20 protein-coding genes and 3 pseudogenes are annotated in these 21,093 nt (G+C 72.6%); 6 read left to right on the forward strand and 17 right to left on the reverse strand.

Annotated features, from left to right (window positions below; all coding sequences use genetic code 11):
* Positions 1 to 3: 3 nt before the first annotated feature.
* Complete coding sequence (locus tag GA0074696_RS18500) at positions 4 to 1,413, forward strand: GH1 family beta-glucosidase (protein WP_088962256.1); 1,410 nt, start codon at positions 4 to 6, stop codon at positions 1,411 to 1,413.
* Positions 1,414 to 1,511: 98 nt separating this feature from the next.
* Here the strand turns inward: GA0074696_RS18500 and GA0074696_RS18505 are convergent, their stop codons facing one another.
* From GA0074696_RS18505 to GA0074696_RS18540, 8 genes are all read right to left on the reverse strand, one after another.
* On the reverse strand, positions 1,512 to 2,138 hold the full coding sequence (locus GA0074696_RS18505; RefSeq protein WP_088962257.1) for a TetR/AcrR family transcriptional regulator: 627 nt from the start codon (positions 2,136 to 2,138) through the stop codon (positions 1,512 to 1,514).
* Positions 2,139 to 2,368: 230 nt separating this feature from the next.
* A complete protein-coding gene (locus GA0074696_RS18510) occupies positions 2,369 to 3,640 on the reverse strand; it encodes an ABC transporter substrate-binding protein (RefSeq protein ID WP_088962258.1) in 1,272 nt (423 codons plus the stop codon).
* A gap of 52 nt (positions 3,641 to 3,692) precedes the next feature.
* Entirely contained in the window at positions 3,693 to 4,832 is a 1,140-nt protein-coding gene (locus GA0074696_RS18515) for a branched-chain amino acid ABC transporter permease (RefSeq protein WP_231925068.1), read from the reverse strand.
* The gene (locus GA0074696_RS18520) at positions 4,829 to 5,707 is read right to left on the reverse strand and encodes a branched-chain amino acid ABC transporter permease (RefSeq protein ID WP_088962259.1); all 879 of its coding nucleotides are present in this window, start codon (positions 5,705 to 5,707) and stop codon (positions 4,829 to 4,831) included. The genes GA0074696_RS18515 and GA0074696_RS18520 overlap by 4 nt, the downstream gene beginning before the upstream one ends.
* Before the next feature lie 27 nt (positions 5,708 to 5,734).
* The gene (locus GA0074696_RS18525) at positions 5,735 to 6,451 is read right to left on the reverse strand and encodes an ABC transporter ATP-binding protein (RefSeq protein ID WP_088962260.1); all 717 of its coding nucleotides are present in this window, start codon (positions 6,449 to 6,451) and stop codon (positions 5,735 to 5,737) included.
* Positions 6,448 to 7,296, reverse strand: a complete 849-nt coding sequence (locus GA0074696_RS18530; RefSeq protein ID WP_088962261.1) for an ABC transporter ATP-binding protein — start codon at positions 7,294 to 7,296, stop codon at positions 6,448 to 6,450. The genes GA0074696_RS18525 and GA0074696_RS18530 overlap by 4 nt, the downstream gene beginning before the upstream one ends.
* Positions 7,297 to 7,492: 196 nt before the next feature.
* Positions 7,493 to 9,046, reverse strand: coding sequence for a long-chain-fatty-acid--CoA ligase (locus GA0074696_RS18535; protein ID WP_088962262.1), 1,554 nt, complete (start codon positions 9,044 to 9,046; stop codon positions 7,493 to 7,495).
* Between the two features lie 77 nt (positions 9,047 to 9,123).
* The gene (locus tag GA0074696_RS18540; protein ID WP_231925457.1) at positions 9,124 to 9,876 is read right to left on the reverse strand and encodes an SDR family NAD(P)-dependent oxidoreductase; all 753 of its coding nucleotides are present in this window, start codon (positions 9,874 to 9,876) and stop codon (positions 9,124 to 9,126) included.
* A gap of 122 nt (positions 9,877 to 9,998) precedes the next feature.
* Here GA0074696_RS18540 and GA0074696_RS18545 point away from each other — a divergent pair, with 122 nt between their 5' ends.
* Together GA0074696_RS18545 and GA0074696_RS18550 are read left to right on the forward strand one after the other, a co-directional pair.
* On the forward strand, positions 9,999 to 11,213 hold the full coding sequence (locus tag GA0074696_RS18545; protein WP_088962264.1) for an acyl-CoA dehydrogenase family protein: 1,215 nt from the start codon (positions 9,999 to 10,001) through the stop codon (positions 11,211 to 11,213).
* A complete protein-coding gene (locus tag GA0074696_RS18550; protein ID WP_197700746.1) occupies positions 11,210 to 11,869 on the forward strand; it encodes a TetR/AcrR family transcriptional regulator in 660 nt (219 codons plus the stop codon). Before GA0074696_RS18545 ends, GA0074696_RS18550 begins: the two co-directional genes overlap by 4 nt.
* A gap of 13 nt (positions 11,870 to 11,882) precedes the next feature.
* Here the strand turns inward: GA0074696_RS18550 and ygiD are convergent, their stop codons facing one another.
* The 3 genes from ygiD to GA0074696_RS18565 form a co-directional block, all read right to left on the reverse strand.
* Complete coding sequence (ygiD, locus tag GA0074696_RS18555) at positions 11,883 to 12,752, reverse strand: 4,5-DOPA-extradiol-dioxygenase (protein WP_231925069.1); 870 nt, start codon at positions 12,750 to 12,752, stop codon at positions 11,883 to 11,885.
* A gap of 75 nt (positions 12,753 to 12,827) precedes the next feature.
* Positions 12,828 to 13,367 (reverse strand): RNA 2'-phosphotransferase, encoded by a 540-nt coding sequence (locus GA0074696_RS18560; protein ID WP_088962265.1) that lies wholly within the window; start codon positions 13,365 to 13,367, stop codon positions 12,828 to 12,830.
* 92 nt (positions 13,368 to 13,459) lie between these two features.
* The gene (locus tag GA0074696_RS18565; protein WP_088962266.1) at positions 13,460 to 14,092 is read right to left on the reverse strand and encodes a maleylpyruvate isomerase family mycothiol-dependent enzyme; all 633 of its coding nucleotides are present in this window, start codon (positions 14,090 to 14,092) and stop codon (positions 13,460 to 13,462) included.
* A gap of 103 nt (positions 14,093 to 14,195) precedes the next feature.
* Between GA0074696_RS18565 and GA0074696_RS18570 the strand changes: the two genes are divergently transcribed.
* Positions 14,196 to 15,185: a sigma-70 family RNA polymerase sigma factor gene (locus GA0074696_RS18570; protein WP_088962267.1), complete on the forward strand. Its 990-nt coding sequence runs from the start codon at positions 14,196 to 14,198 to the stop codon at positions 15,183 to 15,185.
* A 171-nt stretch (positions 15,186 to 15,356) separates the two neighbouring features.
* Here the strand turns inward: GA0074696_RS18570 and GA0074696_RS18575 are convergent.
* Positions 15,357 to 15,730: pseudogene (locus tag GA0074696_RS18575) on the reverse strand (transposase).
* A 597-nt stretch (positions 15,731 to 16,327) separates the two neighbouring features.
* On the opposite strand from GA0074696_RS18575, the gene GA0074696_RS18580 reads away from it, so the two are divergent.
* Positions 16,328 to 16,621 carry a DUF1330 domain-containing protein gene (locus tag GA0074696_RS18580; RefSeq protein ID WP_088962268.1) on the forward strand — a complete coding sequence of 98 codons (294 nt, stop codon included), beginning with the start codon at positions 16,328 to 16,330 and terminating at the stop codon, positions 16,619 to 16,621.
* A gap of 373 nt (positions 16,622 to 16,994) precedes the next feature.
* Here GA0074696_RS18580 and GA0074696_RS18585 read toward each other — a convergent pair whose 3' ends face one another.
* Positions 16,995 to 17,363 carry an SgcJ/EcaC family oxidoreductase gene (locus GA0074696_RS18585; protein ID WP_197700748.1) on the reverse strand — a complete coding sequence of 123 codons (369 nt, stop codon included), beginning with the start codon at positions 17,361 to 17,363 and terminating at the stop codon, positions 16,995 to 16,997.
* Positions 17,364 to 17,840: 477 nt separating this feature from the next.
* Here GA0074696_RS18585 and wrbA point away from each other — a divergent pair, with 477 nt between their 5' ends.
* Positions 17,841 to 18,440, forward strand: a complete 600-nt coding sequence (gene wrbA / locus GA0074696_RS18590) for an NAD(P)H:quinone oxidoreductase type IV (RefSeq protein ID WP_088962270.1) — start codon at positions 17,841 to 17,843, stop codon at positions 18,438 to 18,440.
* A 247-nt stretch (positions 18,441 to 18,687) separates the two neighbouring features.
* On the opposite strand, the gene GA0074696_RS18595 is transcribed toward wrbA, so the two are convergent.
* From GA0074696_RS18595 to GA0074696_RS18600, 4 genes and pseudogenes are all read right to left on the reverse strand, one after another.
* A complete protein-coding gene (locus tag GA0074696_RS18595; protein WP_231925070.1) occupies positions 18,688 to 19,338 on the reverse strand; it encodes a fasciclin domain-containing protein in 651 nt (216 codons plus the stop codon).
* A gap of 89 nt (positions 19,339 to 19,427) precedes the next feature.
* On the reverse strand, positions 19,428 to 19,613 hold the full coding sequence (locus tag GA0074696_RS31435; RefSeq protein WP_197700915.1) for a hypothetical protein: 186 nt from the start codon (positions 19,611 to 19,613) through the stop codon (positions 19,428 to 19,430).
* A gap of 96 nt (positions 19,614 to 19,709) precedes the next feature.
* A pseudogene (locus tag GA0074696_RS32625) lies at positions 19,710 to 19,919 on the reverse strand (aspartate aminotransferase family protein); the annotation flags it as partial.
* A gap of 67 nt (positions 19,920 to 19,986) precedes the next feature.
* A pseudogene (locus tag GA0074696_RS18600) lies at positions 19,987 to 20,892 on the reverse strand (pyridoxal phosphate-dependent decarboxylase family protein); the annotation flags it as partial.
* Positions 20,893 to 21,093: the final 201 nt, after the last annotated feature.

Consider the following 21,093-nt stretch of genomic DNA (forward strand, 5'->3'; position numbering starts at 1 on the left):
GCCATGTCCACCGAACCTCGCGAGGAGAAGCCGCCCGTGCCCGACCTGTCCAAGCTGCCGCCCGACTTCCGCTGGGGCGTCGCCACCTCGGCGTACCAGATCGAGGGCGCCGTACGCGCCGACGGCCGCGCCCCGTCCATCTGGGACACCTTCTGCGAGGTGCCGGGGGCGGTCGACAACGGCGACACCGGGGCGGTGGCCTGCGACCACTACCACCGGTGGCCGCAGGACGTCGCGCTGATGCGGCAGCTCGGGGTCGGGGCGTACCGGCTCTCGGTGGCCTGGCCCCGGGTGCGGCCAGACGGCGTCGGCCGGGTGAACCCGGCGGGCCTGGACTTCTACGACCGGCTGGTGGACGCCGTGCTGGCCGCCGGCATCCAGCCCGTCGTGACGCTCTACCACTGGGATCTGCCGCAGGCGTTGCAGGACCGGGGCGGCTGGCCGGAGCGCTCCACCGCCGAAGCCTTCGCCGACTACGCGGCCGTCGTCGCCGCCCGCCTCGGCGACCGGGTCACCGACTGGTGCACCGTCAACGAGCCGCTCTGCGTCGCGTGGATCGGGCACCTGGAGGGGCGGATGGCGCCCGGCGAGCGGGACCTGACGCGGGCGGTGCGCACCGCCCATCACGTGCTGCTCGGACACGGGCTGGCCACCCAGGCCGTCCGGGCCCACGCCGCCCGGCCGGCGTCGATCGGCCCGGTGCTCAACCTCAGCCCGTGCGAACCGGCGAGCGACCGGCCGGCGGACGTGGCCGCGACGCGGCGGATGGACGGCCACGTCAACCGGTGGTGGCTGGATCCGCTGCACGGCCGGGGCTACCCGGCGGACATGGTCGCCACGTACGGCGTCGAGCCGCCGGTCCGCGGCGACGACCTCGCCGTGATCGCCACGCCGAGCGACTTCCTCGGCGTCAACTACTACTTCCGGCAGGTGGTGGCCGACGACCCGGACGGGCCGCCGCCGTACGCCCGGCAGGTGCCGGTGCCCGGCGCGACGCAGACCGGGATGGGCTGGGAGGCGTACCCGGCCGGGCTGGAGGACCTGCTGGTCGCGGTCACCGAGGAGTACGCCCCGGCCCGGATCATGGTCACCGAGAGCGGCGCCGCCTGGCCCGACCGGGTCACCCCCGAGGGCACGGTCGAGGACCCGGAGCGGACCGCGTACCTGGAGGGGCACCTGGCGGCCTGCGCGGCGGCGCGCGAGCGCGGCGTGCCGCTGGACGGCTACTTCGTCTGGTCCCTGCTGGACAACTTCGAGTGGGCGTACGGCTACGACAAGCGCTTCGGTCTGGTGCACGTCGACTACGCCACCCAGCGGCGCACGGTCAAGGCCAGCGGGCTGCGCTACGCCGAGCTGATCCGCGCCCACCAACGGCTGGCCGGGTCGAGCGAGGCGGTCCCGGCACGCGGCTGACGGACGGGTTGCACCGCGAACCACCAGCGGTCCCGGCGGCACCGTGGACAGCGGTTCCGCCGGGACCGGCGTGGGGAAGCGGCGGCCGACCGGGCGGGCTACCGCAGCCCGGCGGCGATGGCGTCGACGAGCAGGGCGCCCAGGATCCGGGTCAGGGTGGCCCGCGCCGCCTCGACGTCCAGGCCCATCGCGTCGCGCATCATGCACCAGGCCGACCAGGTGCTCGCCACGGTCAGCGCGTCGAGCAGCTGCTCGCGTCCCGGCCCGGCGTGCGCCAGCTCCGGGCCGAAGATGGTCTCGATCTCGTCGCGTACCCGGGCGATGTTGCCCTCCCGGTTGCGGCGCAGCTGCGGCGAGAAGGGCTCGCGCAGCGCGGAGGCGCGGGCCGTGGGCGCCAGCACCTCCAGCATCCGGGCGCGCTGGGTGCTGAACTCCCCGATCCGCCGAGTCAGCGGCAGCTCCGGCGAGATCGGCCGGACCATCGACTCCTGCCGCTCGCTGACCCGCCGGCCGGTCGCGGCGAACAGGGTCTCCATGTCCTTGAAGTTGGTCCACAAGGTACGCAGCGACACTCCCGCGCGTTCGGCGATGCGCTCCCCGGTGGGCCGGAGGTCCCCCTCGTCGATCAGCGCGAGGTGCGCGTCGACGATGGCGGTGCGGGTACGCTCGGCGCGCGCCGACCGCCCGTCCACCCGTGCCGGCCCGTCGGCGTCCACGTCGATCATGTGATGGTCCCCCGTCCGGTGCGGTGCCCAAGAAAACTGCACCGGCAGTGTATCGACATGCGCCAAACGGGGATCGGACGGCCTTCCCTGGGCCGGTCCGTTGCCGTGTCGGGGGCGACAATGCGCACCCTGCGTGCGGCCTGTTGGACGGCAGAAAGCACTGAACAGGACCGGGCCGCCACCGTCGGGTGGCGGCCCGGTTCGGGGCACCGCGCTGCGGCGGTCGCGGATCAGCTCGTCGGGATCGCCTCCGCCGGCGGCGCGGCCGGCGCACCGGTCGCCTCGGTGACGGCGCCGTCACCGTCGTCGGTGGTGTAGGTCGGGCCGAAGTACGCCTGCACGCCGTTCTGCACCTTGTTCATCCGGACCCCGCTGTAACCCGCGTGGACGTCCTTGCTGTAGCGGAACGGGGTGAGGCCGGGCCCGGTGAAGCCGCCCTTCTGCACGGCCTCGACCAGCTTCTCGCGGGTCAGGTCCTTGCCGGCGGCGAGCAGCGCCTGCACGAAGGTGTACGCCATCGAGTAGCCGTAGACGGCGTTGCCGTCGATCGGGTTGGCGGCGTTGTACTGCTGGTGGATCTTGGTGTACGCCTGGATCCACGGGTTGCTCGGGTCGTTCGCCATCGGCAGGTAGTTGTCGGCGATCATCCCCTCGAGAATCACCTTCTTGTCGCCGAGCTGGCCGGAGAGCGTGGTGTAGTCGGCGCCCACGTTGGACACCACCCACTGCGCCCGGAACCCCTGCCCGGCGGCCTGGCCCATGGCCAGCGCGGTGAAGCCGGGGATGCTCGCCGAGATCACCACCTGGCAGCCGGCCGCCTTCAGCGCGCCGATCGCCGGGCCGACCTGCGGGTTGGTGGGGGTGTAGGTCTGCTTGGCGACCACCGGCCCGAGGATCTTCTCCACCCCGGCGAGCGAGTCACGACCGAAGTCGTCGTTCTGCCCGAAGTGGCACACCTTCTGGCCGGGGAACTGCTGCTTGACGAAGGTGGCGAGGATCTTGCCCTCGACGGTGTAGTCAGGCTGCCAGCCGAAGGTGGTCGGGTACTTCTCGGGCTGGTTCCAGTTGCGGCTGCCGGAGGAGACGAAGAGGTCGGGCACCTTCTGCGTCTTGACGAACTCCAGCACGTTGGTGTGGGTGGGGGTGCCGAGGCCGCCGAGGAGCGCGAAGACCTTGTCGTCGAGGACGAGCTTTCGCACGACGTTGTCGGTGTTCGCCGGGTTGTAGCCGTCGTCCATCACCTTGTAGACGATCTTCCGGCCGTTGACACCGCCCTTGCTGTTGACGTGCTCGAAGTACGCCTTGGTGGCGGCGGAGATCTTCGAGTAACCGGCCGCGGCGGGGCCGGTGAGTGGCTGGTGGGTGCCGATCACGACCTCGGTGTCGGTGACGCCCGGGACGTTCTCGGCCGCCTGCTGCTCGTCGTTGGCGCAGGCCGACGCGCCGACCAGGAGCGCGAGGCCGGCAGCGGCCGCGAGTACGCGGCGTGTGGTGAGATGCATGGTTCTCCATTCCGGTGCAGGTGCGAAACGGGGTGGGGTGGAACCGGGTGAGTCAGGGGTGCGGGGTCCGGCGGCCCGGCCGGAGGCGTGCGGTGAGCGTGCGGGCGGCGCCCTGGAGGCCGCCCGGGGCCGCGAGCATGACGACGATGAGGATCAGACCGAACACGGCGAGGGCCAGGTTGCCCTCCAGCCGCTGGGCGAGGCCCGCCGGCAGCGTGAAGGTGTCGGTGACGAGGCTCGGCAGGTCCTGCAGGGCCACCAGCAGGACGGCTCCCCAGACCGCCCCGGCGAGGCTGCCCAGCCCACCGATCACGATGGCCATCAGCAGGAACAGCGACAGGTCGAGGGCGAACTTGCCGGGGGCCACGGTGGCGGTCAGCACCGCGTACACGCCCCCGCCCAGGCCGGCGCAGGCGGCGCTCACCACGAAGGCCAGCACCTGGTTTCGGGCGAGGTGGATGCCGGCGAGCCGGGCGGCCACCTCGTCGTCGCGGACGGCGCGCAGCGACCGGCCGAACCGGCTGCGCACCAGGTTCGCCATCAGCAGCATCGTGGTGAGCGCGGCGAGCAGCGCGATCCAGGCCAGCCACCGCTCCGGCTGGAAGTACGCGCCGAGGAACGCCGGTGGCGTCTCCGCCGGGAAGCGCAGCCCCTGCTCGCCGTTGAAGACGCCGGTGAAGATCGTGGTGATCGCCGGGACCAGGGTGGCGACGGTGAGGGTCACGCCGGCCAGGTACGGCCCGCGCAGCCGGGCGGCGGCCAGCCCGATGACCAGCCCGGCCGCCGCGGTCACCGCGACCGCGGCCAGCAGGGACAGCGGCAGGATCCACCGGCCCTGCACCGCGCGCGCCTCGAAGGCCCGCTGGACCAGGGCGACGGTGTACGCGCCGGTCGCCATCAGCGCGCCGTGCCCGAGCGAGAGCTGGCCGTTGAGCCCGACCAGGACGGTGTAGCCGGCGGTGACGCAGAGGAACGCGCAGACCCGGGCCACCTGCAGGTTCTGGTACGGCGGCAACTGGTTGGTCAGCAGCACGACGAGGATGCCGGCGAGCACGACCGGGACCAGGTGGCGCAGCAGCGTCGAGCCGCCCGCCTTCGTGGCGTCCGGCGGGCCGGGCAGCAGCCGGCGCAGCGGTGACGGCCGGCCGGGTGGCGGTTCGGCCGTGGACACGTCGGGCTGGGTGGTGGTCACACGTGCCTCGCTCTCGCGCTGGAGAAGAGCCCGCCGGGGCGGACCAGCAGGACCGCCAGCAGCAGGACGAGGACGGCCAGCGGCGTGGTGTCCGGGCCGAGGTAGCCGGTGACGTAGGACAGGATCAGGCCGACCAGCAGGCCGCCGACCACCGCCCCGGCCGGGCTGTCCAGGCCGCCGACGACGGCGGCGGTGAACGCGACGACGAAGACCAGGTCCATCGCGTGCGGGTGCAGCCCCAGCCCGGTGGGGATGACCAGCATGCCGGCGAGGGCGCCGACCGCGGCGGCGAGCGCCCAGCCGATCGTGAGCATCCGGTTGACGTTCACCCCGAGCAGCCGGGACACCTCGGGCGCGAAGGCGGAGGCCCGCATCCGCAGGCCGATCGGCGTACGGGTGAACAGCAGCGCGAGCAGCACCACGACCACCAGGACGGCGCCGAGGACCCACAGGTCGTACGGGGAGAGCGCGGCGATCCCGCCGATCGACAGGGCGTCGGTGTCGAACGGCGCGGCCGCCGGCCGGTACTCGTTGCCGAAGACCATGCCGAGCACCGCCTGGATCAGCAGCACCAGGCCGAGGGCGACGATGACGTCGTTGAGCGGGTTGGCGTGGCCGACGAAGCGCATCAGCACCCGCTCGACGAGCGCACCCAACGCCAGGCCGGCGAGGACGGCCGCGCCGAGGCCCAGCCAGTACGAACCGGTGGCGGAGGCGACCGCGTAGCCGACGTAGGCCGTGGCCACCGCCATCGCGCCCTGCGCGAAGTTGACCAGCCGGGCGGCCCGCCAGATGAGGACCAGGGCGAGGGCGAACGCCGCGTAGACGGCGCCGGTGGACAGTCCGTCGAAGGTGAGGAACAAGAACCGGTCCAAGCGCGGATCCTTCCTACTGGTGGGTGGTCAGAACCCGAGGTACGCGTGACGTAGCGTCTCGTCCTCGCGCAGCTGGGCCGCCGGGGTGGCCATGACGACGCGGCCCAGGGACATGACGACGCCCTGGTCGGCGACGGAGAGGGCACTGCGCACGTTCTGCTCAACGAGCAGGACGGTCAGCCCGGTGTCGTCGCACAGCCGACGCAGCAGCGCCATGATCTGCGCGGTGACCCGGGGCGCCAGGCCGAGCGACGGCTCGTCGAGCAGCAGCAGCCGGGGCCGGGCGATCAGCGCCCGGCCGAGGGCGAGCATCTGCCGCTCCCCGCCGGAGAGCTGGTGTCCGGCGTGCCGTCGCCGCCGGGCCAGCGGCTCGAACAGCTCGTACACCTCGTCCTGGGCGCGCCGGGCGTCGGCGCGGTCGCGGCGCCACAGCCCGCCGAGGCGCAGGTTCTCCTCGACGGTCAGCTCGGCGACGATGCCGCGGCCCTCCGGCACATGCGCCAGGCCGCGGCGCACCAGCGCCTCGACGCGGACGCCGCGCAGGTCCGCGCCGTCGAACCGGACCTGGCCGGCGGTGGGACGCAGCAGGCCGGACAGGGTACGCAGCAGGGTGGTCTTGCCGGCGCCGTTGGCGCCCAGGACGGCGGCGATGGTCCCGGTCGGCACCTCGAAGGTGACCTCGCGCAGCACCGGCACCGGGCCGTAGCCGGAGCTGAGCCCGTCGACCGTCAGGATGGCGCTCACGGCGCGACCACCCGACCGGCGGCGGTGCCGGTGGCGCCGGCCGGGACGTCGGCGCCGAGGTACGCCTCGGTCACCAGCGGGTCGTCGCGGACCTGCTCCGGGGTGCCGGCGGCGATGACCTTGCCGAAGTCCAGCACCACGATCTCGTGGCAGACCGACATGACCAGGTCCATGTGGTGCTCGACGAGCATGATGGAGCAGGCGGCGTCGGCCCGGCCGGGCAGCGCGGTGATCAGCTCGGCCAGCTCGCCGATGTCCTCGGCGCCGAGTCCGCCGGCCGGCTCGTCGAGCAGCAGCAGGCGGGGTCGGGCGATCAGGGCGCGGGCGAGGGCGACCCGCTTGCGCACCGCGTACGGCAGGGTGTCGGGCGCGGCGGCGGCGTGCCGCGCGACGCCCAGCTCGGTGAGCAGGTCGAGGGCCGCCTCGCGCAGCCGCCGTTCGTCGCGGTCGCTGCGGGGCAGGCCGAACAGGGCGCTGGTGAAGCCGGCCCGGGCGGCGTGGCTGGCGCCGGCCATGACGTTCTCGACGACGGTGAGGCCGGGGAAGAGGCCGACGCCCTGCAACGTGCGGGCGATGCCGAGGCGGGTGAGTCGGTGCGGACGCGGCCGGAACGGCCGGCCGTCGAGGGTGAGCGAGCCGCTGGTCGGCGGGACGAAGCCGCAGACCACGTTGAACAGGGTGGTCTTCCCGGCGCCGTTCGGCCCGATGACGCCGACGATCCGGCCGGGCGGCACCCGCAGGGAGACGCCGTCCAGCGCGACCAGGCCGCCGAACCGGACGCCGACGTCGCGCAGGACCAGGTCGGTGCCGGCGGCGGCGGCGGTGTCGGTGGGTGGTGGGCTCATCTTCACCTCTTACGGGACGCGGCGACGGGGGAAAGCGCGGTGCGACTCGGGCGAAGCATCAAGGGATAGTTATTACACCGGGAGTGTACTTTTCGAGCGGAGACCGTCAATGACTTGTTACGACGCTGTGATGTGGACGCGTCTCACCAGGACAATGGCGGTCGGCCCGGGTCGCTCCCGACCCGGATCGCAGCGGCTATTGCACTTGCTGTGCAGGGGTTTCCAGCATTTCTTTCTTCAGTTCCCGCTTGAGCAGCTTGCCGGTCGGGCCCTTGGGCAGTTCGGCCACGATGCGGACCTGCCGCGGGTACTTGTACGCGGCGAGCCGCTCCCGGCAGTACGCCACCAGGTCGTCGGGCGTCACCTCGGCGTCCGGCGTGACGCTGAGCACCGCCACGACCTCCTCCCCCAACTTGGCGTCGGGGCGGCCGAGCACCGCGGCCTCGACGACCGCCGGGTGGGCGTACAGGACCTCCTCGACCTCCCGGGGATAGACGTTGTACCCACCCCGGATGATCATGTCCTTCTTGCGGTCGACGATGAACAGGTAGCCGTCGGCGTCGGCGTACGCCAGGTCTCCGGTGTGGAACCAGCCGCCACGGAACGCCTCCGCGGTCGCCTCGGGGTTCTTGTAGTAGCCCTTCATCACGTTGTGGCCGCGGACCACGATCTCGCCGACGTGCTCGGGCCCGGGCGGCAGCGGCCGGTCGGCGTCGTCGACGATGCGGGTCTCCACCCCCCAGATCGGCTTGCCGATGGAGAGCACCTTGCGCTGCTCGGCGCTGATGTTGAACGTCGTCGTGCTGGCCGTCTCCGACAGCCCGTACCCCTCCAGGATCACCACGCCCGGGAACCGCTCCTCGAAGGACCGGATCACCTCGCCGGGGATCGCCGCCCCACCGGAGACGCCGACCCGCAGCGAGGAGAGGTCCCGACCGGTGAGGTCGGCCTGCAACAGGGCGAAATACATGGTGGGTACGCCGGAGAAGATGGTGCACCGGTGCCGCTCGATGGCGTCGACCACCGGCCCCACCTCGAAGCGCGGCACGAGCACGATGGTGCCGCCGTAGCGAACGGCCACGTTGAGCACGCTGGAGAGGCCGAAGACGTGGAACAGCGGCAGGACGGCCAGGCCGATGTCGTCGTCGCGGAAGCCGAACAGGTCGCCGCCGACGGTGCAGTTCATGTAGAGCTGGAAGTGGGTCAGCTCGGCGCCCTTGGGCCGGCCGGTGGTGCCGCTGGTGTAGAGCAGCACGGCCGTGTCGTCGGCGTTCGTCGGCGCGATCTCGCCGGTGTCCTCGGCCGCGTACAGCTCGTCGAAGTGCCGGGTGCCGTCGGGCCGCCGGTCGCTGCCCGGCAGGTTGACCACGTACGTCGTCACGCCCTCGACCTCGGCGGCCCCCTTGGCCGCCTCCTGCGCGAACAACTCGAAGGTGATGAAGACCTTGGTGTCGGAGTCCGCCAGGTGGTACGCGACCTCACCGGCGCGCAGCAGCGGATTCAGCGGCACCATGACCAGGCCCGCCTTGAGGACGGCGAAGTAGGCGAAGAGGAACTGCGGCACGTTCGGCAGCTGCACCGCCACCTTGTCGCCCCGGCGCAGGCCCAGCCCGAGCAGGGCGGTGGCGACCCGCCCGGAGATCTCGTCCACCTGTCGGTAGCTGAAGCTCAGCTGGTCGAGGTGGCAGAGCGGCTTGTCGGGATGCGCCCGGCGGGGCTCCCGGAGGATGGTCGCGAGGTTGAAGCTCATCGGTGCTCCTCCTGTACGGCGAGTCGCTGGGACATCGAGCAACGTGACAGCCGGTCTACGCCCTCCGCCCTCGGGCGTCAAGGCATGACGAGGCCGCCGTCGACCGGCACGGTCACTCCGGTCACGTACGACGAGGCGTCACTGGCCAGCCAGATCAGCGTGGCGGCGAGCTCCTCGTGCTCGCCGAGCCGCCCGGCCGGGGCGAGCGCCTTGACCATCTCGAAGGTGCCCGGCTCCAGCTGGTCGCTCATCTCCGAGGCGAAGAAGCCGGGGGCGATGCAGTTGACCCGGATGCCCTTGCGGCCGGTCCACTGTGCCGCCAGGTCGCGGGTCAGGCCGATGACGCCGGCCTTGCTGGCGGCGTACGCGGCCTGCGGGATGCCGCCCGGGCGGAGGCCGATGACGCTGGAGATGTTGACGATGGCGCCGCCGCCGGTCGCCGCCCGGGCGAACGCCTGGGCCATCCAGTAGCTGCCCATCAGGTTGACGTCGACCACCGAGCGGAACTGCTCCGGGGTCTCCCGGGTGGCGGGCACCGCGGTGCCGACCCCGGCATTGTTGACCAGCACGTCCACCCGACCGAAGTGCTCGATGGCGGTGTCGACCAGCGCCTGGCAGTCCTCGGGCCGGCTGACGTCGGTGGCGCGGGCCGCGTACCGCCGGCCGGCCGCCTCGACCAGCGCGCCCGTCTCCGGCAGGCGCTCGACGCGGCGGGCGCCGAGCACGACGTCGGCGCCGGCCTCGGCGAGCGCCCGGGCGAACGACACCCCCAGGCCGGAGGAGGCGCCGGTGACGACGGCGACCTTCCCGTCGAGGCGGAACCGGTCCATCACGCTCACCCTGGGGCTCCTCACGGTCACGGTGCTCTGGACGCCCATACCGACCAGCCGGTATGTTCGGCGTCCGGCGACGGTAGCGAGCCGCCGACACACCCGTCAATGGGGAGACAGCCATGGAATTCGAACCGAGTGCACGGTCCGCCGAGTACCTCAAGCGGCTCCAGGAGTTCATGGACGACCACGTCTACCCCGCCGAGCCGGTCTACGCGGCCCAGCGCGCCGAGCTCACCGAGGCCGGCCGCCGCCACCACCTGCCCGCGGTCGTCGAGGAACTCAAGGCCGAGGCGCGCCGCCGGGGGCTGTGGAACCTGTTCCTGCCGGACGTCTCCGGGCTGACCAACCTCGAGTACGCCCCGCTCGCGGAGCTGACCGGCCGCTCCATCGAGCTCGCCCCGGAGGCCGTCAACTGCGCCGCCCCGGACACCGGCAACATGGAGATCCTGCACATGTTCGGCACCGAGGAGCAGCAGGAGCGCTGGCTGCGCCCGCTGCTCGACGGCGAGATCCGGTCGGCCTTCGCGATGACCGAACCGGACGTGGCCTCGAGCGACGCCACCAACGTCCGCACCCGCATCGAGCGCGACGGCGACTCGTACGTCATCAACGGCCGCAAGTGGTGGACCACCGGCATCGCCGACCCGCGCTGCGCCGTCATGATCGTGATGGGCAAGACCGACCCGTCGGCCGACACCCACCGGCAGCAGTCGATGATCCTGGTCCCGGTGGACACCCCCGGCGTCGAGGTGGTGCGCTCGCTGCCCGTCTTCGGCTACCACGACCAGCACGGCCACGGCGAGGTCGTCTTCACCGACGTCCGGGTGCCGGCGTCGCACCTGCTCGGCGAGGAGGGCGGCGGTTTCGCCCTCGCCCAGGCCCGGCTCGGCCCGGGCCGCATCCACCACTGCATGCGCGCCATCGGCCTGGCCGAGCGGGCGCTGAGCCTGCTGGTGCGCCGCGCCACCACCCGGGTCGCCTTCGGTCAGGAGCTGGCCCGCCAGGGTGTGGTGCAGCAGCAGATCGCCGAGTCGCGGATGGCGATCGAGCAGGCGCGGCTGCTCACCCTCAAGGCGGCCTGGATGATCGACCGGTACGGCGCCAAGGCCGCCCGCACCGAGATCGCCGCGATCAAGGTGATCGCGCCCCGCGTCGCGCTGGAGGTGCTCGACCGGGCCATCCAGGTGCACGGCGGGGCCGGCGTCTCCGACGACTTCCCGCTCGCGTCGATGTACGCGGGCGCCCGTACCCTGCGCATCGCCGACGGCCCCGACGAGGTGCACGTGCGCGACGTGGCCCGCCGGGAGATCCGCCGCCAGCTGGAGTCGCGGTGACCGTGGCGACCGAGCCCGCCGTCACCCCCGAGCGCCGGCGGGCGCCGCGCGGGTCGGCCCGGCAGAGCATCGTCGCGGCCGCCACCGAGCTGTTCGCCCGGCGCGGCTACGAGGCGACGAGCGTCCAGGAGATCGTGGCGGCGGCGGAGGTGACCAAGGGGGCGCTGTACCACTGGTTCGGGTCGAAATCCGAGCTGCTGACCAGCATCTACCGGGAACTGCTCGCGGAGCAGACCCGGCGGCTGGCCGAGATCGCGGCCGGCGACGGGCCGGTCCGGGAACGGCTGCGCGCCGCGGCCCTCGACGTGGTCGAGCACACCGCCGAACACCTGGCCGAGCTGACCGTCTGGGCCCGCTCGGCGCACCTGCTCGACGACGAGCACGCCGAGGCCACCCGCCGGGAGCGCCGGCGCTACCACGACCTGTTCCGTGACCTCGTGCGCGAGGCCCAGTTGGCCGGCGTGGTCCGCGCCGACGTCTCCGCCACCGTGGTGACCCACACGTTCCTCAGCGCCCTGGGCAACATCCACACCTGGTTCCACCCGGACGGGCCGCTGACCTTCACCGAGGTCGGTCATCAGCTCGTCGCGCTGTTCGTCGACGGCGTGCGCGCCCCGGCGCAGTCCGCGCCCGCCGGGGACCCGGCGCGGGGCTGACGCCGGCCGGGGGTCAGATGTTCGCCGAGTCGGCCGGGACGTCGGCCGGCAGCGACGGTGCGCCCGCCGGCTGGTCGCCACCCCGGCAGGCCAACCCCAGGGTGTACGCGGTCATCGACAGCGACCCGTACGCGTACCCGTCCACCAGCACCTCGGGCCGGGTTCGGGTCGCACCGGCGATGCCGGCGAGGTAGAGCAGCGGGATGAAGTGGTCCGGCGTCGGCACCGCCGACCCGAAGTCGCGGTGGGCGTCCAGCCGGGCCGCCTCGGTGGGCTCGTTCCGCATCACCTCGCGGGCCGCGTCGTCGAAGCGCCGCGCCCAGTCGAAGCCCTGGTCGACCAGCTGCGGATCCACCCCGCCGAGGTTGTGCACCACGTTGCCGCTGGCCACGATGAGCACCCCGCGCTCGCGCAGCGGCGCGAGCTGGGCGCCCAGCCCCAGGTGGTAGTCCAGCCCCTTGAAGGCGTTGATGCTCAGCTGCACCACCGGGATGTCCGCCGCCGGGAAGGCGTGGGTCAGCACCGACCAGGTGCCGTGGTCGATGCCCCACGAGTCCACGTCGGCGCCCACCCAGGTGGGATGCACCAGGTCGCTGACCTCCTCGGCCAGCTCGGGCAGACCCGGCGCCGGGTACTCGACGTCGAACAGCTGCGGAGGGAAGCCGTAGAAGTCGTGGATCGTGCGTGGCCGGGGCATCGCGGTGACGGCGGTCGCGCCGATGTACCAGTGCGCCGAGATCACCAGGATCGCCCGCGGGCGCGGCACCGCCCGCCCGAACGCCCGCCACGCCGAGGTGTACCGGTTGACCGCCAGGGCGTTCATCGGGTTGCCGTGGCCGAAGAACGCGGCGGGCATCGTGCCGGGGCTGGTCTGACCGCTCATGCCGCTCCCTCCGGTCGTCATCCGAGGGTAGTCCGGCGCGGCGGGCGTCGCGGCCGATCGCGCCCGGAACGCGCGTCACGCGACCAGGTAGGCCGGCGGCACCGCGTCGGTCAGCCACACCCCGTTCGCGCTGCGGTAGAAGACGTGCCCGTCGCGGGCCATCGCCGACGCGTCGACGGTGAGGACCACCACCGCGCCGCTGCGGCGGGCGCCGACCCGCCGGGCCGTCGCCACGTCCGGCGAGAGGTGTACGTGGTGCCGCCCGCCCCGGTGCAGGCCGGTGGCCCGGATCGAGTCGAGCGCGGCCGCGCCGGTGCCGTGGTAGAGGCGCTCCGGCGGCGCGGTGGGCTCCAGCTGGAGGTCGACCGGGATGGAGTGCCCCTGGCTGGCCCGGATCCGGTCCACCCCGTCGGCGCCCCGCTCGACGGCGAAGCGCTGCTTGTCGTTGCCGGCCACGACCGCATCGAGGTCGGCGCGGTCGATCCGCAGGGCGGCGAGCAGGTCGGCCACGGTGACCCAGCCGGCCCGGTCCGGGGCTAGGCCGAACTTCCCGGGCTGGTGGCGCAGTGCCAGTGACATCCGCTTGCTCAGCCGCACCAGCGCCCGATCGTCCACTGCACCATTGTCGACCACGGCCGGACGGGGTGGCGACGGGATACCGCCCCGCCCCGGACGCACCGACGTCCGGGGCCCGGCAGCGCTGCCCGCTACGGGTCCCGCCGACTGAACCGGGCCGCCGCCGGGCCGTCGAGCCGGCCGGACGGGAGCCGGCGCCCGCAGACCACCAGCAGCAGATCCTGGGCGAGCCCGCGCAGGGGTGTGCCCTCGCCGTGGCACCAGTCGAGGTCGGTCGCCCGGAGCTGGACGCCGGTCAGGTCGGTGCCGAAGAACGCCACGTTGCGCGGGGACATCCCGGTCAGCACCAAGGCGACCCGGTCCGGTGGGACGTGGCGGTCCAGCCCGAGGCCGACGGTGATGTCCAGGCCGTGGATGACGTCGTGGGAGAGCGCCCCGCGCACGCCCCCGCCCGGTGGCGTCCACCGGTGGTCGATGTTGTCCCGAAGCGCCGCGAGCAACTGCGCGGGCGACAGCGCGGCGGCGTCGCGGCGGGCGGTGCGGTCGGCCATCCGGTTGACGTTCCCGCGCGCCCTGACCAGCTCCACCAGGGTCCGCCCGAGCGAGGTCCGGAACGGCATCGTGGTGTGCGCGACGACCTCCCGCACCCGCCACCCGTCGCACAGCGTCGGCGCGTCCCACCGGTCGGCGGGCAGCGCCGCCAGCAGGTCGACCAGTTCCGCCCGTTCCGCCACCACCGCGGCGCGGAGTTCGTCGTCGGTCATCCGGATTCCTCCCGTCCAGTGCGGGACCCCTTCGCCGGGGCCCTCGCACCTGATACGGGCCGGACCCGCGAAACTCATCGGTCGGTGGGCGTATGGTCGCCGGGTGCGGGAGGAAGCGGTCGCCGAGGACGTCCCGGTCGAGCTGCTGCGCACCGAGCTGACCGGCTTCTGCTACCGGATGCTCGGCTCCGGTTTCGAGGCCGAGGACGCGGTGCAGGAGACGTTGACCCGGGTCTGGCGGGCCGCCGACCGCTACGACCCGGCCCGCGGGTCGCTGCGGACCTGGGCCTACCGGATCGCGACGAACGTCTGCCTGGACATGCTGCGCGGCGCGCAACGGCGGGCCCGGGCGATGGACCTCGGCCCGGCCGCCGAGGCCGGTGCGGCCCTCGGGGCACCCGCGCCGGAGCACGTGTGGGTCCAGCCGGTCCCGGACGACCGGGTGCTACCCGGATACGGCGACCCGGCGGAGCAGGCGCTGCGGCGGGAGAGCATCCGGCTGGCGTTCGTGGCCGCCCTGCAACACCTGCCGCCCCGACAGCGGGCCGTGCTGATTCTGCGCGACGTGCTCTGCTGGCGGGCCGACGAGGTGGCGCACCTGCTGGAGGCCAGCGTCGCGTCGGTGAACAGCGCCCTCCAGCGGGCCCGGTCCACCCTGCGCACCGTCGCCCCCGGCCCCGGGGAGCCGGTCCGGCCCGTCGACGCGGCGCAACGCGAGCTGCTGACCCGGTACTGCACCGCGTTCGAACGCCACGACGTACCGGCCCTGGTGGCGCTGCTGCACGCCGACGCCACCATGTCGATGCCGCCGTTTCGCTGGTGGCTGCACGGCCGGGACAGCATTGCGCAGGCGCTGTCCGATCCGGCGGCCTCGTGCGCGGGCGCGCGGCTGGTGCCCACCGCGGCGAACGGCGCGCCGGCGTACTGGCAGACCCGGCCGGCGCCCGACGGCGTCCACCGGCCCTTCGGGCTGGTCATCCTGGATCTGGCCGGGGACCGGGTGCGGGGCATCACCACCTACCTCGACGCGGACCGGCTGCTGCCGCTGTTCGGCCCGCCGGCCCGCTCGACCGATCCGGCGCCGGCGCACTGAGGCCTCATCCGCGGCCACCGTGGCGTGCTACGGCTTGTCCTCCTGCACCGGACGGGCATCTCGGTGCTCGGCGTCGGTACTGCCCATGGCCTCGCCTCGATGCCGGGATGCCGCGCAGCCGCCCGACTCACGGGCGGGTTCGTAGCGCGGGGGGGGTCCCTATGGGGTTCGTCAAGCGGCAATCGGCGCCGCTGGGGGAGGCTGGTAGGGGATCTTGTCGCGGAGCATGGCGTAGAGGACGTCGCAGCGGCGGCGGGCGAGGCAGATGAGGGCGGCGTTGTGGCGGTTGCCTTCGGCTCTTTTTCGGTCGTAGTAGGCCCTGCCGGTGGGATCGGCGAGGACGGCGAACGCGGCGAGGAGGAGCGCCCGTTTGAGGTTCTTGTTGCCGCCTCGAGGTGGGTGTTCACCGCGGATGCTGCTGCCGGATCGTCGGGCGACGGGGCGAGTCCGGCGTAGGCGGCCAGGTGGCCCGGCGTCGGGAAGGCGGTGCCGTCGCCGACTTCGAGCAGGATCCTGGCGGCGGTCCTGACGCCGATGCCGGGCATCGAGGTCAGGACCGGGGCAGAGGGTGCGCATCAAGCATCCTCTCGACCTCTGTGGCGACCTGGCCGCGTTGCCGCAAGACCTCGCGCAGGCTGTCGGCAGGGCGGGGCAGGATCGTCTCCGGCCCGCCCGATCGGCCCAGGTGCCACTCAACCCGCGTGGATTGATTGCCCGAGGTAACCCAGCTGTGCCGGCGCTGGCCACTCTCGCCGGCCTCCACCCGGCCACCCTGGTGCTACCCAACCGGGGTGACAAGAAGGACGAAGAAGAGAAGGACGACGACCACCGGTACCCGACGGCGGTTATGGGGACTGTAGGACGAACGGTGCCGGGCAGAAGCAGCAGGACCGGACCGCTCCCGCCGATGACGGCATGCAGGGCGATGTCGTTGACCTCGACGAAGCGGCTTTGAAAGGTGTCGGTGAACCCGGGCGGTAGCTGCTCGACGAAATCCTGTATCACCACCACCGCCTCCGTCCCACAACCGAACCTACGGTTCGGTCACCTGCAACCGGGAAGGCAGCAGATCCCACCCGGTGTTACATGCCAGGTAAGGCCGAGATTCTACTTGCCCCGTACTCGAGCAGGAGACAGAGAAGATGGCGAAGGCATACTGGATCAACACCTTTCGGTCGATCAAAGACGAGAAGAAGCTAGTCGCCTACGTTGAGCTGGCCGGGCCGGCCATGCGCGCCGCGGGTGGCAGGTTCCTGGCGCGCGGACTTCCGGCTCGAGCGTTCGAGTCCGGAATCATGGAGCGCACCACGCTGATCGAGTTCGACAGTGTCGACGCCGCGGTCGCGGCCTACAACAGCCCCGCCTACCAGCAGGCGCTCCGGGTGCTCGACGACGGAGCCGAACGCGACCTGCGCATCATCGAGGCGGTTTCCTGAACGCACGCCGCCGGCAATTGAAGTCGCCGTGCCCGCCGTGTCGACACAATCGTGCGGCCTCGGCATGGCGCGGCACGCTCCCTCGGGCACGAACGCCTTCGCTGGCAACCCGGCTCTGGTCGACACCGACCCGGTGCCGATGGTCCCCCCTCCCACCTCGCCGGAGGAGGCACCACCTCGGCCCGGCCTGCGCTAAGCGGTGACGCCGGTTGTCGCGCGCTCCTCGGGGTCGTTGTGACCGGGCTCGTTCCTGGCGATGACCCGGTCCTACGCTGCCTTCGCCACCACCGTCAGCGACCGCTTCCCGGCCGCTTGAACCTACTAACCAAGATCGCCGGAAACACCGTTGGCGAGACAGCCCCGCCTCCGGTTTTCAGCGTGGTGGGCCGATCCTGCACACGTGGTATTGACGGATCCGCCAGGAACCCGCGCTGAGCTCGAGGGCCAGGGACAGGTACACCGGGGCTTCCCAGCCTGTGGGATCGCGGAAAACGACGTGGGCGAAACCACCAGCCGCCCCCTGGCCGATCGAGTAGGTGTGCAACACGGTCACGTCCGCGCTGCGATCGTCGGGTACGGCGCCGTAGTAGGCACGTACCATCTGCCGGCCGACGAGCACCTCGGGGCCGAAGCCGAGGAAGAGGGCATCCGGGTGGAACAGGTCGGCCATGGCCTCGACATCATGGTCGTCAAATGCTGCCTTCCACCGGCCGAGCACCTCGTCCATCGGATTGCTGGTCATGGGGCTCCTCGTTCTGGCATGACCTCGGCCGAGGGTGGTCCGGGCCTTCATCCGTCAATCGTGCCCGTTCGGCTCGCCGCTACTGAGTGCTTTGACCATGTCGGACATCGCGGGGGATGTGGCCGCTTCGTCGTTCGTGAATCGGGTCCTGTGATCACCGGTGCGTCCCGAGGCATCGGGGCCAACCTCGTAATCGGGTACCGCAGGCCGGGGTACGGGTCACCGGGATCAACCTCGCCGGTTTCTTCCACATCACCCGGCGGGTTTTGCCCCACCCGCTGGCCGCTGGCGGGAAGCATCCGGTCACCATCACGCCTCGCCTCGTGGACCAGCAGATCCGGTTCACCACCATCGGCCCACTCACGGCCGATGCGGTGAAAACAGGCGCTAAATGCCGTGAAATACGCATAAGCTGGGGCTCGCTGCGGATCGAACCAGTTGCCCCCGGGGCAGCCACACCAGCCAGGAGAAGCTGCCATGACCAGCGTCAAGCTGTCCGTCATCTACTACTCGGCTACCGGTACCGTCCATGCGATGGCCGAGCGCCTGGCCGAGGCCGGGCAGAAGGCCGGGGCTGAAGTCCGCCTTCGGCAGTGTCCCGAGCTCGCCCCCGCCGAGGCCATCGCCTCCAACGCGGCATGGAGCCAACACTTCGACCGGACCAAGGACGAGCCGAAGGCCACCGCGGATGACGTCGTCTGGGCTGATGCCGTTCTGTTGGGCACCCCGGTCCGCTACGGCAACGTCTCCAGCCAACTCAAACAGTTCCTGGACACCCTTGGTCCACAGTGGGTGCAGGGCCTGCTGGCCGACAAGGTGTACGCGGGCTTCACAGCCGCGCAGACGCCCCACGGCGGCCAGGAGGCGACGTTGCTGGCTCTCTACAACAGCATTTATCACTTCGGCGGCATCATCGTGCCGCCCGGGTACACCGACCCGTTGAAGTTCGCCGACGGAAACCCCTACGGGGTCTCCCACGGCACGGGCGGCAACAACACCGACCCGCTGACCGAGGTGCAGTTCGCCGCCCTGGATCACCTGGCGCAGCGAGTGGTCCGCCAGGCCGGCAAACGCTGACATCTGGAAGATCGGGACGACCCAGTGGGGCGGAGTCGAGCTGGTCGGTCCCCGTCGGGCAGCACCGGGTTGAGCCGGAGCACGTCGCCGCCGGCGGCGGTGGGTGTCGGCCTGCCGGCGGGCCGGGCATGGCGCGCCTGCACGCCCACGGCGCCCGGCAGGAGCCGGGCGCCGTGGCGTCAGTGCCGGGGTCAGGGCAGGTCGAGCGGGCGCAGCACCCGGTCGACGGCGTGCGCGATCTGCCGGGTCAGTGCAGGTCGATCGGGCGCAGCACCCGGTCGACGGCGTGCGCGATCTGCCGGTTGCCCCTGTTGATGTCGTACGCGACCACCTGCGCGTCGCGGTCGCTGGGGTCGGCGTCGACCAGGCGCACCTGGCGGAAGTGCCGCCAGCGCAGCACGTCCACCTCGACGGTGGTGCCCAGCGCGGTGGTCAGCTCCGCGCCGTCGGCCTTGAGGGCCGCACGCCGGTCGATGGTCGCGCCCGGCACCACGTGGTAGAGCAGCACGTTCTCGACGGTGTCGATGCCGAGCCCGGCGACGGCGGTGAAGGCGGCCTGCTCGCTGGGGAGCCGGTGGGCGTGGGTGAGGTCCCGGACGAGCTCCCGGAACGCGGCGTCGGTGGGGACGAACGCGGTCAGCGCGACGGTGCCGTCGGCGAGCACCTTCACCGGGGAGTTCGGCTTGGCCTCGAGGACGGCCAGCACCGCCGCGGTGAGCACGTCGAAGTCCCGGGGGTCGCGGTCGAAGCCGCCGGTGTCCCGGGTGAACACCTCGGCCAGGCTGCGGGTGCCGGGCTGCTTGCCGGAGGCCTGGGCGGGTACCGCCACGGCGGCGGTGGCCAGCACGGTGGCCATGGTGCCCACGGCCACGCGGGCGGCGAGTCGTGCGATCTTCATCGGCGAACCCTTCGTCGGTGCGACCAGATCCGTGACTGTCGTCACGACCATTGCTTCGCCCCGATTCCGGCCGGTGGATGCACCCCGCCTCAACCGAGTTCGGCGACCACCTTCGCGGTGAGTTCGCGGACCACGTCGACCAGCAGGTCGATGTCGGCCTCGGTGGTCCGCCAGTTGACGATCGCCGGGCGCAGCGCCACCCGTCCGTCGTGGACGGTGGTGCCGGCGTACACCCGGCCGTCGGCGAGCAGGGCCGCGCCGAGCCGCCGGTTCACCTCGTCGAGCGCCGTTTCACCTACGCCCGCCGGGCGGGCCCGGAAGCAGACGATGCAGAGCGGCACCTCGGCGAGGCGTTCCAGCTCGGGTGTCTCGTCGACCCGGCGCGCCAGGCGCTGGGCCAGGTCGAGGTGCCGTTCCACCATGGACCGGTGGCCCTCCCGCCCGTACGCGGCGAGGGTCGCCCAGATCGGCAGGGACCGGGCCCGGCGGGAGGAGTCCGGGCCGAGCAGGGCGTAGTCCGCGCCCTCGCCCGGTGTCGGCAGGGCGCTGCCCTCCCCCGGCAGGTACGCCGCGCCGGGCATGCCGAACGCGACCGGCAGCCGGGACGGGTCCTTGAGGAAGGCGAAGCCTCTCGTACGGCACGTTGAGCCACTTGTGCCCGTCGCCGGCGATCGAGTCGGCCCGTTCCATGCCGGCGACCAGCCCGGCGGTGCGCGGGGAGAGCGCGGCGAAGATCCCGAACGCGCCGTCGACGTGCAGCCAGGCGCCGTGCCGTTCGGCGAGGTCAGCGAGGTCGGCCAGCGGGTCGAAGTCACCCGTGTCCACCTCCCCGGCGCTGGCGATCACCACCGCCGGGGCGGCCAGCTCGGCGAGCCGCCGGTCGAGCGCGACGAGGTCGACCCGGCCGGCGCCGTCACGGGCGTGGATCTCGACGGTGTTGCGGCCGTGCCCGAGCAGTTGCAGCGCCTTGCGGTCGCTGGGGTGCAGGTAGCCGCCGGAGAGCACCGGCATCCGGGGCAGCCCGGCCAGCCCGTCCGCGGCGACGTCGACGCCGTGCCGCTCGCCCCACCAGTGGGTGGCGGCGGCGAGCCCGGTGACGTTGGCGAAGGTGGCGCTGGTGACCAGCGCACCGCCGTGCGTGGCGGGCAGCCCGAACAGCTCCCGCAGCCAGGTCAGCGCGATCGTCTCGACCTCGCTGGCGAGCCGCGAGGAGGCGCGGAAGGCGGCGTTCTGGTCGAGCAGGGCCGCGGTCCAGTCGGCGGCGAGGGCGGCCGGGGTCGTCCCGCCGATGATGAAGTGGAAGAAGCGGGGGCCCGCCGAGTGGGTGGCCGCGGCCGTCCCGACCCGCAGCAACCGGTCCAGCGCGGCGGCCGCGCCCTCGCCCCGCTCGGGCAACGCGCCGCCGTCGGCCGGGTGCCAGAGCTGGCCGAGCAGCGCCTGGCTGTCCGGGTCGTGCACCGGCCGGTCCGCCAACGACGACAGGTACGGCCCGGCCGCCTCGTACACCCGGCGCAGCGCCTCGTTCCCGTCGGCGTCCCGCAGCGGATCGGTCATCGCAGCGCCTCCTCGGGGGCCGGTGGCGGTCGGGCTCCCCCACCCTGGCACCGGTCGGCGGGGTCCGCGCCGGCCAATTCCGCCGCGGTGGCCCGCGGCGTCGTCGACAATGGCGCACCGCCCTGCCGACGACCCGGTGCCTGGTGAGGCGGCCGGCGGTAAGGGGCGGACGTGAGGGCCGTCATAACGGCTGGACGGTCG

Origin of the sequence: Micromonospora purpureochromogenes, assembly GCF_900091515.1 — a bacterium.
Lineage (GTDB): Bacteria > Actinomycetota > Actinomycetes > Mycobacteriales > Micromonosporaceae > Micromonospora > Micromonospora purpureochromogenes.